The organism is Thiomicrospira sp. S5, from assembly GCF_003991075.1.
Taxonomy (GTDB): Bacteria; Pseudomonadota; Gammaproteobacteria; order Thiomicrospirales; family Thiomicrospiraceae; genus Hydrogenovibrio; species Hydrogenovibrio thermophilus.
Map to the genome: position 1 here is coordinate 301,777 of NZ_CP014470.1, position 16,050 is coordinate 317,826.

Sequence of the window (16,050 nt, forward strand, 5' to 3'; positions counted from 1 at the left end):
ATGTCCCAGTATAGAGAGTTAAGCATTCCGGTTTCCGTCGTTGGTCCGGGTTCTCAGCCAGACAGCGAGGATGGGATGGTTCTGGACTATATGCCCATGCCTAATGATATGAGTGTGTTTCATGCTCCGGTAATCATGGACGATAGTTTGCACCACTATCCTCTGGCAGAGAAGGTGATTGAGCAGGTCAAGGCATCTCTGCTGCAGGTTCAGGATACGGGAGAACCCGTATTGTTAGATTTGGGATCTTTGCCGGCAGATGATCTTGATTTTATTAATCGTTTCTTTGGAGAAGGGGAGGTTTCTTTGATTTTCAATCAGAGAGACGGCGAATACCGAATTCAAGAAACCGTTCTAGCCGGAGTCTGGCGAATAGCAGGCAGACATTCAGGGAAGCCGTTTCAAGCGATTGAAATTGGTTTGATTCCCGAAATTGTTTCCAAGCATACATTTGAGGATGCGAAAAGCTCAGCGAATCTCCCTGATGTTTTGCCGGAAGGCATTATTAACGCACCTTCTTTGTTAACCGAGTTGAATGAAAAATCTAGAGAATATGAGGACGGAAATGCAGCACACATCGTCAATTTGACCTTGTTGCCGCAATCCCCCGAAGACTTGCAGTTGTTGGGCGATACTCTTGGTGAAGGTCCGGCGATTTTCCTGAGCAGGGGTTACGGTAGTTGCCGAGTTTCTTCGACGGGCTTGAAATACGTTTGGTGGGTTCAGTATTTCAACTCCGAGGACAAAATGATCCTGAACACACTTGAAGTCGTTGATGTGCCGATTGTGACGCAGGCGTCGCTTGAAGACATCGAGGACAGTCATGAACGAATCGCTGAGATGTTGGAGTCGGTCCGTGTTACACAATAACCCGAAAGGATTTGAAGGTTCTTATCTGGGGGATGATTCCCAGATTAATGAGAACACGAGGATGGAGTGCAAAATCTGTTGGTATATTTACGATCCGGCAATTGGAGACGATTTCTGGCAGGTTCCCCCTGGGACGCCGTTTTCGCAACTGCCTCCTGAGTGGCGCTGTCCGGATTGCGACGGTGATAAAGACCAATTTATGGTCCTGGCTGATGAGGATGCTTGACAATGAATACTCGAAACCTGACGAACAGCAATAGCCAGCCAATTCAATTCTCTCCGACGGAGAGTTTTGATGCCCAGCTTTGGAAAGAGCGGGTCGAGGGACATTTTGAGAAAGTCTATCAGGGAGCAATGAAGGATTTACCAATCGTTAATCCAAGGTTATCTGTCGGTTTTGCAAGTTTAAAAGAGATCTGCACCAATATTTATTTAGGAACGATGGTCTCTCCCTGGTTCGTGAATCTGATTTTTAAAATTGTCGATGAAGAAGGTAAGGACCGGCATCATCAGCTATACGATGCAGGGATGGGAGAATCGGTTCTCGTCAAGTTTCCTTCCGGAGATTATGACTTTATTGTCAATTATGAAGATGAGCTCGGCTATTTTTATACTTGTTCTTTGGTTTCGGATACCCATGTCTTCGAAAATCAGGAGGTAGCGGTATCTCTGGCTGATCAGTGTTTAAAGCTTGTGTTTGACACTGCTGCCAAAGAACCGAATCTGTTTAAACCGCAGAAAGAAGAAAAGCCGGTAAAGCAGAAAAATACAGTCGAAAAACCGGAAGAAAAAAGAGACTCCGTGATTTCCAGACGAAAACTGTTCGGGCTGGATGCATTAGCCGATGAAGCTGCAGAGAGTGTCTGATGCAGGGTGAGGTACATATCAGGAAAGCGCCTTTGAGTGTAGAGTCAAAGAGACCCTTCCAATTGCAGGCAATGTGTGCCAACCGGGAGCCCCAACAAGTGATCCAGTTTGTCGGATTGGTCTACCAGCTATGCAGCCAAGCGCAAACATTCGCTTCGCAATTGGCATTGTTACCTATGAGTTCCCTGTCATTGAATGAGATGCAAAGAGCAGTAACGGTTGAAGCACTGAAAGAGCATTACCTGACATTGATTCAGTTGCTGCGTCATTTTCAGATCTGCGATGCATCCGAGACCGGTCGCTTGCTGCAAGGAGTCGGTCAATGGCAAATCAAACTGGAAAATAAAAAACTGTTGGCCGGTTTGATTGTCGATGCTTATGCAAAATGCGGTATCGACCTTTGTCGAGTTTCCGGTGCGATTGTTTTGCCGGGTTCGTGGGCAGAAAAACTCATGGAACGTTTATTTAGAATAGAGGAATCGACTTTTTGTTTTAATCAGGCAAGTTTGCCGCCGGGGCTGCATGGTTTTCTGTCCGGGGAAAAGGCTAACGGGCTGATTGAGATTGAACGCAGAGAGTGGCAGGAGTGGGTGAAATCCCCGGCCTGCGAGAGAAGAGTATATGAAAACAGCGCCTTCTCCAGAATTGAAGCTGAAAATGAATCGGCTGATTTTATAACCGGTTTGCCAATGACTGATCGAGTTCAAGCTAAATGGTTCGATGCCGCTGCTTTTTGGAGGTCGTTCGAAAGTGAGAAAAATGAGTATGGACGCCTTGTTTTCGGTGTAAATCGGTCTGAAGAGGTTTGCCAAAGCTGGGTCGAAACCGCGCGAGGGCGTCTTTATCATTCGGCATACGTGGTATCTGGAAAGGTAAAGGATTATGCAATTTGCGCTCCGACGGAATGGAATTTCCATCCGGAAGGTTTGGCAAAAAAAATGTTGAGTGAACTTTCAAGTCAGGTCTCCGATGCCGAACTCTGGAAAGAGTGTGCCACTCTGTGTGCTCAGGTGGTTGACCCTTGTGTGCCGGTTCGATTCGTTACGTAGGGATAAAAAAGTATAAAGACAGGGGGGCGATTGTGCATGAAATGTCTATTTGCGAAGGCGTTGTTCTTTCTTTGGAAAGCGAAGCGGAGAAACAGCATTTTCAAAAGGTAAAAAAAGTATGGTTGACGATCGGAGCTTTTTCCGGTGTGGAAGTCGATGCGTTACATTTTGGGTGGGATGTGGTCACCCGAAATTCAATTGCAGACGGAGCCGAATTGATTATTGCTACCGAGCAAGGTCAGGCATGGTGTCTGGGATGTTCTAATCATGTTCAGATCGAAAACCGTTATGATGATTGTCCCGCCTGTGGTAGCCATATGTTGCAAGTTACAGGCGGAGAAACGCTGAGTATCAAAGAGATAGAGGTAGAGTAAATATGTGTACAGTTTGCGGTTGCGGGGACGGAGAAGTTTCCATCGAGGGCGGGCATGCCCATACTCACGAGCATAGCCACGATCACGATCACGAGCATAGCCACGATCACGAGCATGGTGAACATGGCGATCTCCATTACGGTAAAGGCCCGGCGCATGCGCATGCGCCTGGGTTGAGTCAAGGCAGAATGATTGAGATCGAACAGAATATTCTGTCGAAAAATGACAAATATGCTCATGAAAATCGTCATACATTCGGACATAAGGGATTGTTCGTGCTGAATCTGGTTTCTAGTCCGGGATCAGGTAAGACGACTTTGTTGACTCAAACCGTCGAACGTTTGAAGAATAAATTACCAGTCGCAGTGATCGAAGGCGATCAGCAAACGGCTAACGATGCCGACCGAATTAGAGCTACAGGAGTGCCTGCGATTCAGGTCAATACCGGCAAAGGCTGTCACCTGGACGCTCATATGGTCGGGCATGCAGTTTCTCACCTTGATGTAGAAGATTACGGTGTTCTGTTTATCGAAAATGTCGGCAATCTGGTTTGCCCATCGGCATTTGACCTTGGAGAAGATCATAAAGTGGCGATTCTTTCGGTGACTGAAGGGGAAGACAAGCCGATTAAATATCCGGATATGTTTGCGGCTGCAGATTTGATGGTACTCAATAAAGTCGATTTACTGCCTTATTTGGACTTTGATGTCGATGCCTGCATCCAGTACGCGCAAAAAGTGAATCCGAATATCGAGGTCCTTCCGGTTTCTGCGAAAAGCGGTGAAGGAATGGATGAATGGCTAAACTGGCTGGTTTCTCGCCGAAATGGAAAGTTGAACAGTTTTGCCGAACGTATTCAGTCGCAGGTAAGTGCAATCGAGTCAGCATTGGATGTCAGTCTATGATTATGGAAAAACCAAGTGTGTTAGTCGTTGACGACGACGAAAAATCGGTTGCAACCCTAAAGCGAACTTTACGCAAAGATTTTAAGGTTTATACAGCTTTATCGGCAGAGGAAGCGGAAGAAATTCTGCGTTTCGAATATATACAAGTGCTGGTGTGTGATCATCGGATGCCGAAAGAAACAGGCGTGTCGTTTTTAATTAGAGTCAAAGAGCAATGGCCGGATGTTATTCGGGTTTTACTTTCTGGGTATTCCAGTCTTGAAGATACCATTCGTGGCGTGAATGAAGCCGGTATTTACCAGTACATTGAAAAACCGTGGCAGCCGGAACAGTTGATTCATACCTTAAAAAATGCGGTCGAATTGTTTGAGCTACAGCGCGAAAACCGTCTGTTATCGGTTGAATTGAAAGTCGCTCCGAGTGCGCTTGAAAAAGAAGTCAAGCAGAAGAAAGAGCAGTTAAAGAAAACCTACGGTTGCGATGAGATCGTACGAACTCAGGATGGTTTGTTGGATAAGGTGATTCAACGGGTCTGCCAGATTTCGTCTTTCGATTTCCCGGTTTTGATTACCGGTGAATCAGGGACAGGAAAAGAGCTTTTCGCCAGAGCGATCCACTATAACTCGCCGAGATCGGATGGGCCTTTCCTGGCCGAAAATTGCGGTGCCTTGCCGGATCAACTGCTGGAAAGCGAGTTGTTCGGTTATAAGAAAGGTGCTTTTACCGGGGCTTATATGGACCATGTAGGCCTGTTCGAACAGGCCAGCGGGGGGACTTTGTTTCTGGATGAAGTCGGCGAAATTTCCCAATCATTTCAAGTCAAATTGTTACGTGTCCTGCAGGAAGGTGAAATTCGTCCACTTGGCCATTCAAAACCGCGCAAAGTGGATGTCCGTATAGTGGCGGCGACGAACCGAAACCTGGAAGAGGAAGTCAAAGCCGGACGTTTCCGCGAAGACTTGTTTTACCGTCTGGTTGGCTACGTGGTCCAGTTGCCTTCCTTGCATGAACGCAAGGAAGATATCCCGCTGTTGGCGAATGCATTTTTGAAGCATTTGTGTGAACAGTACGCACGTCCTTTCTGCGGCTTTACCGACGAGATGATCCAGTGCCTGATGGACTACCGCTGGCCGGGAAATATTCGTGAATTACAGAACGAGATCGGACGCAGTTTTATGATGACGCCGCAAGGTGAACCACTTCGTGCTGAATTTTGTTCTCCACGTGTTTTACGGGCTGCTCCGGAAGACATGGAAATGGAGTTGGAATGGGTATCGGGTGTGAATGGTTCCCTGAAAGAAAAAGTGGCGCAGATTGAAGAGCAGATTATTCGTGAGGCCTTGATTCGTCTTCGTTGGAATAAGACTAAAGTGGCTGAAGAACTTGGTCTGTCCCGCGTAGGTCTGCGTCAGAAAATGGAACGTTTTGGAATCACCGAAAATCTCTCGGGCGAGGCGGTCAGTGAAAAAGCCGGGTAAATATCGAATTGTGATGTGAAACGGCTGAGTAATCAGAGCTCGTAAATAGAAAACAGAAGAGTGGGAGGAGTTGATATGTGTTTAGGAATTCCCGGACAGGTTGTCGAAATAACCGACCCGGAGCGCCAGCTAGCCATGGTTGATGTTTCTGGAGTCAGACGTGAAGTGAATGTCGCTTGCGTGATCGAACCAGACGCACCGGTGGACAGTTGTGTCGGATATTGGGTTTTGGTTCATGTCGGTTTTGCCATGAGTCGAATCGATGAAGAAGAGGCGGCCAAAACGCTGGCTATCTTGCGTGAGCTTGGAGAAGTCGAAGAAGAGTTGGATGCAATGAAGGAAAGCGAGCAATCGCTCCGTCAAACGCATTCGGGAGCAGAACGTCATGCAGGATAAATCAACCGACAGCATTCTCAGTGGATTTTATCCCTTTACGGGAGACAACGCCGCTGGTCAATCGCCAGCCGACGCTTCGGCCAACATAGACGTCGCTCCTTTTGGTCTGTCTGACGAAACACTTGCCGCTTCCATGCAACAAAAAGTTCAAGAGAGCGTTCAGGTCAAACTTGCCTACTTCAAATCGCAGGAAAGCAAACTGCTGATGGCGGCCAAATGCATTGCCGATGTTTACCGTCACGACAGCAAAATGTTCTCAATGGGGAATGGCGGTTCCAGTTGCGATGCCTCGCATCTTGCCGTGGAATTTCTGCATCCGATCACAGCAGGCCGGCCGGCGCTTCCGGCTATCAACTTGGGCGCGGATTCGACCATGATTACTGCTGCAAGCAACGATCTGGGATTTAACAATGCCTTTGTCAGACAGTTAATTGCACAGGCAAGAAGTGGTGACGTTCTTGTTGGATTTTCCACCAGTGGCTGTTCCGAAAACCTGATGCAGGCCTTTGCTAAAGCGAAAGAGCTGAAAATGCACACCATTGGTTTTGCCGGAATGGATGGTGGTGATATGGCAAAAAGTCCGGATGTGGATATTTGCCTGGTCGTCGAAAGTATGAGCATTCACCGAATCCAGGAAAGCCATCTGACGACGTACCACATTTTATGGGATCTGGTTCATTCGCTTCTGGCTGATGACCGCAAAAAACAGGTTGGGAAATAAGATGAAATATGTCGATGAATTCCGTAATGGCAAGCAGGCGACGGCGATCGCCAAAAGAATCGCCGAACTGGTTAAGACACTGAATGTTTCCAAACAGCGCCCGTTACAATTTATGGAAGTGTGTGGGGGTCATACGCACTCGATCTTCCGCTACGGTCTGGCACAGTTCTTACCCGAAGAAATCGAATTTGTTCACGGGCCGGGCTGTCCGGTGTGTGTGCTGCCGATGGGAGTTGTTGACGATTGCATTTCGATTGCCGAGCAGCCGGGCGTGATTTTCACGACCTTCGGGGACGCCATGCGCGTTCCTGGATCGAAAAAAAGTCTGCTGCAGGCAAAGGCCGAAGGGCACGATGTCAGGATGGTTTACTCGCCGCTGGATGCCTTGCAGATTGCCAAGCAAAACCCGGATAGTGAGGTGGTGTTTTTTGGTTTAGGTTTTGAAACGACCATGCCGAGCACGGCTCTGACCATTCAGCAGGCGGCAAAAGAACGGGTGAAAAATTTTTCCCTTTTCTGCAACCACATCACGATTATTCCGACCATTAAAGCGATGCTGGATTCACCGGATATGAGACTGGACGGTTTTTTAGGACCGGGGCATGTCAGTATGGTGATCGGCTCTCAGCCCTATGAGTTCATTTCCAGAGATTACCATCGTCCGATGGTGATCGCCGGCTTTGAACCGCTGGATATTCTTCAGTCGGTCTACATGCTGGTCAAGCAATTGGTTGACGGGCGTTGTGAAATTGAAAATCAATACGAGCGGATCGTTCCGAAAATGGGGAATGAGGTGGCCTTGCACTCGATTGGTGACGTATTCGAACTTCGCGAGTTTTTCGAGTGGCGCGGCATGGGCTCAATCGATCACTCCGGTGTGAGGATTCGCGAGAAATATGCCGATTTTGATGCCGAACGTAAATTCGCCATGCCGAGACTGAAAATCGCCGATCCGGATGCCGCTCAGTGCGGTGAAGTGGTTACCGGAGTGATTAAGCCTGAACAGTGTAAGTTGTTCGGTAAATCCTGCACGCCGCAAACCCCCATCGGTGCATTGATGGTTTCGACCGAAGGTGCCTGTGCAGCTCATTACCATTACGGACAAATTGAGATTCCTCTTTCCCAGGTTGTAAATCGATGAAAGCTATAGAAACCCTTAAACAGCAGTTGGTCGAACGCTTCGGTGATCAGGTGATTACTTTGGCCCACGGTAGTGGCGGTAAAGCCATGCAACAGTTAATTGATCAGGTGATTTTGCCGTTTTTCGGCAAGCCGTCGAATTCACCTCTGGAGGATCAGGCCAGGTTGCCGCTTCCGGCAAGCGGTCGCCTTTGTATGACGACGGATTCCTATGTGGTGACGCCGATTCGTTTTCCCGGCAGCAGTATCGGGCATCTGGCCATCAACGGAACGGTGAACGATCTTGCTGTATCCGGAGCGAAGCCGTTGTACTTGAGCTGCGGTCTGATCATCGAGGAAGGACTGGCGTTTGCGGAGCTGATTGATATTTTGGCGGACATGGCAATCGCGGCGCAAGTAGCCGATGTGCGGATTGTAACCGGCGATACCAAGGTGGTAGATCGCGGCAGTTGCGACAAATTGTTTATCAATACTGCCGGTGTCGGCATTCTGGATATTGGTATTGAGTCCGGTATCACACATATCCAGGTCGGAGACAAGGTGCTGATCAATGGCGATATTGGCGATCACGGCGTTGCTATTCTGGCGGCGCGCGGCGAATTGGCGCTGGAAACGACGATCGAGTCCGACTGTGCTGCCCTGACAACCCTGATTCAGTCACTGCTTGCAGAAGGCATTCCCGTACATGCAATGCGCGATGTGACCCGCGGTGGCCTGGCGACGGTGTTGAACGAATATGCTCAGGGGGCCGGAGTCGGCATTCTGATTGACGAAGGGCAAATTCCGATTAAACCGGAAGTTCGTGGCGTGTGTGAAGTGCTGGGTCTGGATCCTTTGTATCTCGCTAATGAGGGCAAGGTCGCACTGGTTGTTCCGGCCGATTTTGCCGAGCAGGCGTTGCAATTGATGCGCACCCATCCGGCAGGCATGAATTCGGCGATGGTTGCCGAAATGGTTGCCGATCACCGAGAACGGGTGGTTATGCAGTCCGATTTCGGAGGCAAGCGAGTGGTCGATATGCTGGTCGGTGAGCAGCTTCCGAGAATCTGTTAAATCCGGTCTGGACAGACCGGTTCGATTACCCTTCAGATTGAAAAATCTGTTTAAAAAAAGAGAAACTGAGCATGGAATTCGGTTTACTGATTATTTTTTATTATGGCATTCTGCACGCATTCGGGCCGGATCATCTGATGGCGATCGCCGATTTTTCGATTGGGCAGAATCGCAGAAAAACCCTGATCTATACGGTGGGCTTTGCGGTTGCGCATGGCCTGACCCTGTTCCTGTTTGCGAAAATTCTGCAGCAGATGGACATCCCGGAAGAGATTCTGGCTTATGGTGATGTGATTGCATCGGCAGTGATTATCGGCATCGGAGTGTATCTACTGTTTCTGGTCGCGACCAAACGCATTCAGTTGCATCAGCATCAGCACGAAGGCGTCACTCACACCCATATCTGGTTTGGTCGTTCTCATTCGCACGAGATGCAGGAACAGAGTATCGAACAGAAAACGCGTCTGGCCTCGGCAATCTCACTTGGCACTCTGATGGGAATCGGCGGCATTCGGGGGATGCTGATCACTTTGGCTGCCATCTCTGGCCAGTCGGTTTCTTTGCTCATGGTCGCCAGTTTCTCGTTGGGTGTGTTGCTGGTCTTTCTGGTCTTCGGGCTTTTGATTGCATTTGTGAATGAAAACCTGCTAACGACCAGACGCAATGTCTGTACCGCTTTCTCTATTGCCGGGGTCGGTTCGATTCTGATAGGCAGCAATTCGTTGTTCTTTTAGGCGGGAGCAATTCACGATTCTTTCAAAACGTCTACATAAATAAAAATACCTTAAGGATACTTTATGAAAAGCTTGAATTATGTGCCGATTGCCTGCTTGGCAATCTCGGCTCAGGCTTCTGCGCACGAAATAAAAGAGCCGAAACCTCTGGAACTGGAAGCGATCGAGGTTGACGGTCACTATCAATCCTATATCGGCGAGTCGCTTTCGACCTCGGAAGGGGTGATCGGTGATGGTGAAATCAAAAAGCGTCCGCTGTTGCGAGTCGGAGAGATTCTGGAGTTTGTTCCGGGCATGGCGGTCACCCAACATAGCGGCAGCGGCAAAGCCAATCAGTATTTCTTGCGCGGTTTCAATCTCGATCACGGAACCGACTTCAGCATTACCGTTGATGGCATGCCGCTGAATATGCGTACCCATGGCCACGGTCAGGGGTATATGGACATGAACTTCATCATCCCCGAGATGATCAAGCGCATGGATTACCAGAAAGGGGTCTATTATCCGCAGAACGGCGACTTCTCCAGTGCCGGTGCCGCACATATTTATCTGCCGAATGCATTGGAATCAGGAAGTGCTACAGTTGAAGTTGGCGAGTACGGCTATAAACGCGCCCTGCTGATGGACGACTTCAAAACCGCTTCCGGCAATCTGGTTCTCGGGCTGGAAGGGCAGACTTACGATGGCCCCTGGAGCGATGTCGAAGAGGGCGTCGAGAAAAAGAACTTTCTGGCCCGTTACCATGGTCATACGCCACAGGGAACCTACTCTGTCACCTTTATGGCCTACGACAATCAGTGGGACTCCGCTGACCAGATCCCACAAAGAGCCGTCGATCAGGGAATCATTGATACTTACGGTTCTCTGGATACCAGCGTCGGCGGGAAGTCCAGCCGTTACAGTTTGTCGGGGCAGTGGTCGGGTAACGATGGCTGGTCGGCCAATCTCTATGCGATTCAGTCGAATATGAACTTATGGTCGGATTTTACCTACTATCTGGATAACCCAGCACAGGGCGATCAATTCGAACAGGTCGATAAACGCTGGATTTACGGCGGTGAAGTCAAACGGGTTCTCCTTTTCGGCGGCAACTACTCGGGACAGGCCCAGTACGGAGCACAGTTCCGCTATGACGATATCGGTGAAGTCGCCTTGTATAACACACAGGACCGCACCAGGTTCAACACCATCCGTAAAGACAAGGTATCGGAAAAGTCGATCGGCTTATATGCCATGGCAGATGTTGATCTGACTCCGAAACTGAGTCTGATGGGCGGGGCGCGTTACGATTACTTTGCGGCCGATGTCGAGAGTGATTTGAGTGCCAACAGCGGCAGTGCCGGAGAAGGCATCGCCAGCCTGAAAGGCGGTTTGAGCTATGCCTTTAACGACGCCTGGGAAGCTTATCTGAATGCCGGGCAGGGCTTCCATTCAAACGATGCGCGCGGCGCGACCATCGAAATCGATCCGCAATCCGGAACGCCGGTAGACTCGGTCGATCTGCTGGTTCGCAGTGTGGGTGCCGAAACCGGGGTACGTTTTTCGACTCCGGGATTGTTCAATGCCTCTCTGGCCTTCTGGTGGTTGAAACTGGATTCAGAACTGCTGTTTGTCGGCGATGCCGGGAATACCGAAGCCAGCCGTCCGTCGGAACGCTATGGGGTTGAGTTCGCCGGCTATTATCGCCTGCAAAAAAATGTGAACCTGGACTTTGAAGCCTCCTATACCGAATCGCGCTTTACCGATACGGTTGCCGGGGAAGGAAAATATATCGATGGTGCGCTTCCTGTTGTCGTTAGCGCCGGCATCAGTCATATGCCCGACCTTGGCTGGCGTCAGTCTTTGCGAATTCGCCATCTGGGCGCGAGACCTTTAACCAGCGATAACAGCGTGAAATCCAAAGACAGCACGATTCTGAATGCGGCGATGGGCTATGCCTGGAAGAAGTGGCGCACGGAACTGGAAGTGTTCAATCTGTTGGATAGCCGCGACCACGATATCGATTACTACTACACATCGCGCTTGAGTTTTGAACCGGCGCAAGGTGTTGATGACATCCATTTCCATCCTGTTGAGCCGAGAGCATTGCGCTTTAAAGTCAGTTATCTGTTTTAGAGGTTTAACCGAATGCAAATCCCATTAACTAGAACGTAAACCTAACTAGTTAATGGGCTATTTGAGTTCTTAAAATCAAAGGAGGAAAAAATAGGGTGAGTTGTGTGGTTCCTTTAATGAGAGTAGATGAGGTTCAAGCCGACTTTGTCAGGCGTTTCACGCATTTTAGTCGCTCCAAAGATCGTTATCGCTATTTGATTGATATGGGCAAGCAGTTACAAAATTTGAACGCTTCTTTTTTAACAGAAGAGAATCGAATTCATGGCTGCCAATCGCAAGTCTGGATTCATATCGAAAATAAGAACGGCTTACTTTTTATAAAAGCAAAAAGGGATGCTGCAATTGTTTCCGGGCTAATTGTGTTACTACTCAAAATTTACAATGGTCGATCTCCTGAGGAAATCGTACATACCTCTCTAGATTTTTTAGCTAGAACAGGATTATTACAAGAGCTTTCTCCAAATCGTTCGACTGGGCTATATCACATGATAAAGCGTATCAGAGATGAAGCGAAAATGTATCTATCTATTTGATATTTATGCTATATCATCTTCTTGCCGTCAATCGGGTAATCCCTGCTTCTTTTTATTTAATACCTTGTGTTTTCAATTTTATATCTTTCCTGAAAAGTAACTTTTCCAATCGAAATTCGTTGATTTAGATTAAGTAAAACTTCTAGTAGAAAGCTGGGGAAAAGTGAATATCTCACTATTTTTCTTATGTTTTTATATCTCAAAATTAGATTTAATAATCAATATATATCATTTTATTTAATATTGAATAGAAAGTAATCTGTGCCTCTACAAACAGGAACAACCATTATTTTTTAGGATACACAGGTTATGTCAAATTACACGGACCCGGCTTTATTACTATTTGAGCCGCACGAGAGAGACGGGATTGAAAAACTGGTGAATGGGGCTTCTCCTTTCAAACTGGCATGGTTAAGCGGTTATTTGGCCGCCAGAGGATGGGATGGCTTCAAGCAGGAAAATTTGCCTTCTATGGCGGCTGAAAAATCGTCGGTTTCCGACATACAACCGGTGAGAATCCTGTTTGCTTCGCAAACGGGAAACGCTCAAAGCCTGGCGGAGCAGCTGCATAACAGCCTGTGTCAGGCTGGCCTGGCAGCGGAATTGACAAACATATCCGATTTCAAACTGAGCCAGTTGAAAGAAGAGAGCAGGCTGGTACTGATCACATCCACTCAGGGCGAAGGTGAACCGCCGGAATCGGCGGAAAGCTTTTTCAAACTTCTGTCCGGCAAACGTGCGCCGGATTTAAAGCATCTGTCTTTTGCGGTATTGGGTCTGGGAGACCGTTCTTACGAATTCTTTTGTCAGGCCGCGATTGACGCCGATCGACGTTTTTCCGATCTGGGCGGCAAGGCATTTTTGCCTGTTCAGGCGCTGGATGTCGACTATGAACAAGAGGCAAACGTCTGGAGTGAGCAGCTGGTGAGTGTTTTGAAGGCGCAACAGCCAGAGGAATCTTCCTTTGCGATCGCTTCGGATCGGAATGTACCTGCAAGCACAGAGTACAGCAAACAGACGCCGTTCAAGGCACAGCTGCTGGTGAATCAGGCCATTACGTCACTGGGTTCTGCCAAGGATATTCGCCATTATGAAATTTCTTTAGAGAATTCCGGAATTCAGTATCAGCCGGGCGATGTTCTGGGGGTTTATTTCCGGAACAATGCGGCTTCGGTGGACGAGTTGCTGAAAACCCTCTCTTTGAAAGGGACGGAAACGGTGCAACTTGATGGAGAGGCGGTCGAACTGCGCCACGCATTGCTTGAAACGTTCGAACTGACACAGAGTTATCCGAAGTTTGCCAAGGCCTACGCCGAACACACCGATCAGATGCAAGCAACCAGCCTGTTACGAGAGGCCGTTGCAGACGCCGCAGCTTTGAGAGCCTATCTGGCGGAACGGCAGATCTATGACATTGTTGCCGAATTCCCGTGCCGGCTGGAGGCACAGGATTTGGCGGACATGTTGCGTAAGCAGCAACCGCGTTTTTACTCGATTGCTTCGGCGCAGTCGGAAGTCGGCGAAGAAGTGCATTTGACGATCCGTACCGTGGAATATGACGCTTTCGGCAGTACGCATTACGGTGGCGCCAGCGGTTTCCTCGCTTCTCTCAAAGAGGGCGACGACATTCGCGTGTTTGTCCAGCCTTCGGAATTCAAGTTGCCGCAAGACCCTCAAACGCCGGTGATTATGGTCGGTCCGGGAACCGGTATCGCTCCTTTCCGCAGCTTTTTGCAGCATCGTGAGCAGGTCGGGGCTCAGGGAGAAAACTGGCTGTTTTTCGGCAATAGCCGTTTTTGCGAGGATTTTCTCTATCAGCAGGAGTGGCAGGAATGGCTGCGCAGCGGGCTGCTAACACGAATGAATACCGCTTTCAGCAGAGATCAGGCGACGCGGATTTATGTTCAGCATCGCTTGAAAGAAGAAGGCAAAACACTTTTTGAATGGCTGCAGCGCGGAGCCTTTATCTATGTGTGCGGCGATGCTTCGCGCATGGCAAAGGATGTCCATCAGGCTCTGATCGATGTGATTGCCGAACATGGAAACCGCAGCCGGGAAGAGGCCGAGGCTTACCTTGACCAGTTAAAACAGGAAAAACGCTACCAGAAGGACGTGTATTGATGACTCAATTAAGCGATAACGAACGTATCAAAAGCGAATCGAATTATTTACGCGGCACAATTGCCGAGGCGCTGAACAGTCAAGTGACGGGAGCCTTTTCGGAAGACGATCAGCAGTTGATCAAGTTTCATGGGTTCTATCAGCAGGATGACCGCGATCTGCGCAAGGATCGCAAGGAACGCAAACTGGAACCGCTTTATTCGGCCATGCTGCGGGTGCGGATTCCCGGCGGAATCGTTTCTCCGAAGCAGTGGCTGGCGGCCAATGAACTGGCGCTGCAGCTGACCGAAAGCGGCACCTTGCGTCTGACGACACGCCAGACGTTTCAATATCACGGCATTTTAAAACGCAATATCAAGCCGTTGATTCAGGGGTTGGACAAGATCATGCTGGATTCCATCGCTGCCTGCGGCGACGTGAATCGTCAGGTTTTGTGCAATCCGAACCCTGTCGAGTCGCGCCTGCATCACGAGGCTTATGCCTATGCCGTGCAGATTTCCGAGCATTTGCTGCCGTCGACCCGGGCCTATTATCAGATCTGGATGGATGAACCGAATCCGTCCGGCGCTGAGGACCGGGAACCGATCTATGGCAAAACGTACCTGCCGCGCAAGTTCAAGATTGCCGTTGCGGTTCCGCCGCACAATGACGTCGATGTGCATGCCAACGATCTGAGTTTTGTCGCGATTGCCGAACAAGGCGAGTTGATCGGTTTCAATGTCCTTGTCGGCGGCGGCATGGGCAGCACGCATGGGGATAAACAAACCTATCCGCGCATGGCTTCGAATCTCGGTTTTATCCGCAAGGAACAGGTGCTGGACGTCGCGACGGCAGTGGTTACGGCGCAGCGCGATCACGGTAATCGCAGAGAGCGGCGTTTTGCGCGCCTGAAATATACCGTTGATCGTCTGGGAGTGGATGTTTTCAGGCAAGAGGTTGAAAGCCGTTGCGGAGTGGTCTTTGCAGAAGGTCGCCCTTACGAATTCACTCGGCATACCGATCGTTTCGGGTGGGTTGACGGGGTGGATGGTTTGCGGCATTTGACGCTGTTTATCCCAAACGGACGGATCAAGGATGGCGAACATGGCCGCTTGCAAACCGGCCTGGCGGAAATTGCCAAAATTCATCAGGGGGATTTCCGGATCACCGCCAGTCAGAATTTGATTATTGCCGGGGTGCCGAAAGCCGATTGCGCGCGTATCGAAGCGCTTGCCCGCGAATATGGATTGCTTAAGGATGGGCTGGCACCCCAGCATCTGCATTCCATGGCGTGTGTTGCTTTGCCGACCTGCACGCTGGCAATGGCCGAAGCCGAGCGTTATCTGGGAAGTTTCGTCGAGAAGTTCATCACTCTGCAGCGAAAACACCAACTTGAATCTCAACCGATCGTTCTGCGCATCACCGGTTGCCCTAATGGTTGCGCTCGCCCGTTTCTGGCAGAAATTGCTCTGGTCGGTAAGGCTCCGGGGCGTTACAACCTGTATCTGGGCGGCGATGGTAAAGGAACCCGTTTGAATAAGCTGTACCGGGAAAACATCACCGAAGAGCAGATTTTGGCGCTGCTTGACGCATTGCTCGGAGCCTATGCAGCGGAAAGGATGAACGATGAAGCGTTTGGTGATTTTGTGATTCGTGCGGGGCACATCAAGGCCACGCTCGAAGGACGTGATTTTCACGATCACCTGTCTTAAGGA

At 49.4% G+C, this 16,050-nt stretch carries 16 protein-coding genes; all 16 read left to right on the forward strand.

Going from position 1 to position 16,050, the window contains the following annotated elements; all coding sequences use genetic code 11:
• A complete protein-coding gene (locus AYJ59_RS01390) occupies positions 1–870 on the forward strand; it encodes a hydrogenase expression/formation protein (RefSeq protein ID WP_029939082.1) in 870 nt (289 codons plus the stop codon).
• A gap of 61 nt (positions 871–931) precedes the next feature.
• Complete coding sequence (locus AYJ59_RS13035; protein ID WP_237260404.1) at positions 932–1,096, forward strand: rubredoxin; 165 nt, start codon at positions 932–934, stop codon at positions 1,094–1,096.
• 2 nt (positions 1,097–1,098) lie between these two features.
• A complete protein-coding gene (hybE, locus tag AYJ59_RS01400) occupies positions 1,099–1,737 on the forward strand; it encodes a [NiFe]-hydrogenase assembly chaperone HybE (protein ID WP_029939080.1) in 639 nt (212 codons plus the stop codon).
• Positions 1,738–1,769: 32 nt separating this feature from the next.
• Positions 1,770–2,786, forward strand: a complete 1,017-nt coding sequence (locus AYJ59_RS01405; protein ID WP_127119111.1) for a hypothetical protein — start codon at positions 1,770–1,772, stop codon at positions 2,784–2,786.
• A gap of 41 nt (positions 2,787–2,827) precedes the next feature.
• Entirely contained in the window at positions 2,828–3,160 is a 333-nt protein-coding gene (gene hypA / locus AYJ59_RS01410; protein WP_038151755.1) for a hydrogenase maturation nickel metallochaperone HypA, read from the forward strand.
• A 2-nt stretch (positions 3,161–3,162) separates the two neighbouring features.
• Complete coding sequence (hypB, locus tag AYJ59_RS01415) at positions 3,163–4,065, forward strand: hydrogenase nickel incorporation protein HypB (protein ID WP_127119112.1); 903 nt, start codon at positions 3,163–3,165, stop codon at positions 4,063–4,065.
• Positions 4,062–5,543, forward strand: coding sequence for a sigma-54-dependent transcriptional regulator (locus AYJ59_RS01420; RefSeq protein ID WP_127119113.1), 1,482 nt, complete (start codon positions 4,062–4,064; stop codon positions 5,541–5,543). Before hypB ends, AYJ59_RS01420 begins: the two co-directional genes overlap by 4 nt.
• Before the next feature lie 75 nt (positions 5,544–5,618).
• Positions 5,619–5,939: a HypC/HybG/HupF family hydrogenase formation chaperone gene (locus AYJ59_RS01425; protein ID WP_029939075.1), complete on the forward strand. Its 321-nt coding sequence runs from the start codon at positions 5,619–5,621 to the stop codon at positions 5,937–5,939.
• The gene (locus tag AYJ59_RS01430) at positions 5,929–6,660 is read left to right on the forward strand and encodes a D-sedoheptulose-7-phosphate isomerase (protein ID WP_127119114.1); all 732 of its coding nucleotides are present in this window, start codon (positions 5,929–5,931) and stop codon (positions 6,658–6,660) included. The genes AYJ59_RS01425 and AYJ59_RS01430 overlap by 11 nt, the downstream gene beginning before the upstream one ends.
• A 1-nt stretch (position 6,661) precedes the next feature.
• Positions 6,662–7,801 (forward strand): hydrogenase formation protein HypD, encoded by a 1,140-nt coding sequence (hypD, locus tag AYJ59_RS01435; protein ID WP_029939073.1) that lies wholly within the window; start codon positions 6,662–6,664, stop codon positions 7,799–7,801.
• Complete coding sequence (gene hypE / locus AYJ59_RS01440) at positions 7,798–8,853, forward strand: hydrogenase expression/formation protein HypE (protein ID WP_029939072.1); 1,056 nt, start codon at positions 7,798–7,800, stop codon at positions 8,851–8,853. The genes hypD and hypE overlap by 4 nt, the downstream gene beginning before the upstream one ends.
• 71 nt (positions 8,854–8,924) lie before the next feature.
• A complete protein-coding gene (locus tag AYJ59_RS01445; protein ID WP_029939071.1) occupies positions 8,925–9,587 on the forward strand; it encodes a hypothetical protein in 663 nt (220 codons plus the stop codon).
• Positions 9,588–9,650: 63 nt separating this feature from the next.
• Positions 9,651–11,702: a TonB-dependent receptor gene (locus AYJ59_RS01450; RefSeq protein ID WP_029939070.1), complete on the forward strand. Its 2,052-nt coding sequence runs from the start codon at positions 9,651–9,653 to the stop codon at positions 11,700–11,702.
• 95 nt (positions 11,703–11,797) lie between these two features.
• Positions 11,798–12,235, forward strand: coding sequence for a SufE family protein (locus AYJ59_RS01455; RefSeq protein WP_237260354.1), 438 nt, complete (start codon positions 11,798–11,800; stop codon positions 12,233–12,235).
• A 309-nt stretch (positions 12,236–12,544) separates the two neighbouring features.
• The gene (locus AYJ59_RS01460; RefSeq protein ID WP_127119115.1) at positions 12,545–14,356 is read left to right on the forward strand and encodes an assimilatory sulfite reductase (NADPH) flavoprotein subunit; all 1,812 of its coding nucleotides are present in this window, start codon (positions 12,545–12,547) and stop codon (positions 14,354–14,356) included.
• A complete protein-coding gene (gene cysI / locus AYJ59_RS01465) occupies positions 14,356–16,047 on the forward strand; it encodes an assimilatory sulfite reductase (NADPH) hemoprotein subunit (RefSeq protein WP_127119116.1) in 1,692 nt (563 codons plus the stop codon). Before AYJ59_RS01460 ends, cysI begins: the two co-directional genes overlap by 1 nt.
• Positions 16,048–16,050 lie beyond the last annotated feature (3 nt).